Source organism: Vibrio sp. 10N.222.55.B11 (genome assembly GCF_041473705.1).
Lineage (GTDB): Bacteria > Pseudomonadota > Gammaproteobacteria > Enterobacterales > Vibrionaceae > Vibrio > Vibrio crassostreae_C.
In genome coordinates, this window is sequence record NZ_JBFRST010000151.1 from 1 (window position 1) to 2310 (window position 2310).

Below are 2310 nucleotides of genomic sequence, written 5' to 3' on the forward strand. Positions count from 1 at the left end.
CTTAAGTGAACGGCATTACCTGAAAATCAGAGCTCTTTTTTTATTCGAAATCAGATAGACCGACTTAGCGAGTACGAATCTAGCGAGAACTAAATTTTAACTGAACGTCATCGTCCTGCTTGTGCATCCAGTGTAGACGCATACCCAGCATAATCGCTGCTGATGTTAGACCGACAATGAAACCAGTCCAGAAGCCGTGCGCACCCATAGGGTCAACAATCCAATCTTTCATTCCTAAGATGTAGCCGATAGGAAGGCCAAGCAACCAGTAAGCCACAAAGGTGATGTTGAAGATTGAACGCATGTCTTTGTAGCCACGCAGAGCACCCGCAGCGATAACTTGGATGGCGTCAGTACATTGATAAACCGCCGCGAACAACAGCAACTGCATTGCAACCATAATTACTGCCGTGTTCTCTGTGTAAAGTAATGCAACCTGTTCTCTAAACAGAATCGTTAACGCCGCTGTCATAAGGGCTGTCACTAAACCAACAATGATACCTACGTGTGTCGCGATCTTAGCGCCTTCGGTGTTGTTTTCGCCCAACTTATGCCCAACACGAATACTCACGGCTGCACCGATACTCATTGGAATCATGAAGACCAGCGAAGAGAAGTTGATCGCGACTTGGTGCGCGGCAACAATCAACGAGCCAAGTGGGGCAACCAACAAGGAAACAACCGCAAACAAGGTTACCTCGAAGAAGATAGCGGCTGCGACAGGGAAACCAAGTCTAAACAGGCGAATTTGAGCTTTAAGTTGCGGCTTATGGAACGTACCGAAGATGTTGATTTTCGCCAAACGCTTTGATGTTAAAACGTAAGCGAACAGTAGTGCAAACATCACCCAATATACGATAGCCGTTGCAACGCCACAGCCAACACCACCCAGAGCAGGAGCACCAAGTTTTCCGTATACGAACATCCAGTTCAGCGGGATGTTTAATAGCAAGCCAATAAAACCAATCACCATCGCAGGCTTGGTTAAAGACATACCATCGGTAAAGCTTCGCAATGTTTGGAACAACAAAAACGCAGGTACAGCAAACATCACCGCATTCATATAGCCGATGGTCTTTTCCGCCATGAGTTGTTCAATGTCCATCCACTCCAATATCAATTGTGTTTGAAAAAGCACACCAATGATTGGAAGGGAGATGACGAGCGCTAAAAATGCGCCTTGTTGAATTTCGAATGGAATTTTGACTTGTCGACCAGAACCATTCAGTTGTGCAACGACAGGAACCAACGCCATCAATAGACCAACACCAAATAGGATTGATGGTAGCCAGATACTTGCTGCAATCGAAACCGCCGCCATATCGATAGCACTTACGCCACCGGCCATTACGGTATCAACAAAACCCATTCCAGTTTGTGCAACGGATGCGATCAATACTGGGGTCGCAAGTTTAATTAGATTCGAGGATTCTTCTTTGTAACGATGCACAAACAACTCCAAATAAGAGGGAAAATTAGAATAATAGTGTAGGAAAGGACATTCTGAAGGAATCAGAGACAATGATCTTAAGCTTCCACTGGACGAATCATAAAGAAATGTCACAATAACTGCTATGAAAAACTGTTACTAGAATGCTAAATAGGAATCTTATGTTTACAGGTATCGTTCAAGGCATGGCAACACTGGTTGCTATCAACAAAAAAGAGTCGTTTCAAACTCATACCATTGAGCTAAGCGATGAAATGGTTGAAGGATTAGCCATTGGTGCTTCAGTAGCTCATAACGGTTGTTGCTTAACGGTAACGGAAATTTCAGGTAACCAGATTGCTTTTGATTTAATGCAAGCGACATTGCGATTGACGAACTTAGGCCAACTGAATGTTGGTGACAAAGTGAATGTTGAGCGTGCAGCAAAGTTTGGTGACGAAATTGGCGGGCATAGCATGTCTGGCCACATTACTCTGATGGCTAACCTAGTCGATGTGATTAAAACAGAAAACAACCGTACACTTTGGTTCGAACTACCAGAAGAATCGATGAAGTACGTATTGAGTAAGGGTTACATTGGTGTTGATGGTTGTTCATTGACGATTGGTGAAGTGGAAGAGAACCGTTTCTCTGTTCACCTGATCCCAGAAACTCTGAATCGTACTCTGTTTGGCGGCCGTGAAGTAGGCGACCAAGTGAACATTGAGTTCGATCCACAAACGCAGGCAATTGTTGATACTGTCGAGCGTGTATTAGCGAACCAGAAATAGCCACTAAGCGCATTGAATCGGTGGCAATAAAATCACACCGATGACCAAATTAAAAAAGAGCACGTGAGGTGTAATGCCGTTCACTTAAGA

General features: G+C 44.3%; 2 protein-coding genes. One reads left to right on the plus strand and one right to left on the minus strand.

The features are described from left to right. Positions 1 to 79: 79 nt before the first annotated feature. Positions 80 to 1450 carry an MATE family efflux transporter gene (locus AB4503_RS25460; RefSeq protein ID WP_372115917.1) on the minus strand — a complete coding sequence of 457 codons (1371 nt, stop codon included), beginning with the start codon at positions 1448 to 1450 and terminating at the stop codon, positions 80 to 82. A gap of 161 nt (positions 1451 to 1611) precedes the next feature. Here AB4503_RS25460 and AB4503_RS25465 point away from each other — a divergent pair, with 161 nt between their 5' ends. After that, entirely contained in the window at positions 1612 to 2220 is a 609-nt protein-coding gene (locus AB4503_RS25465) for a riboflavin synthase (RefSeq protein ID WP_017063887.1), read from the plus strand. The last annotated feature ends 90 nt before the right edge of the window (positions 2221 to 2310 follow it).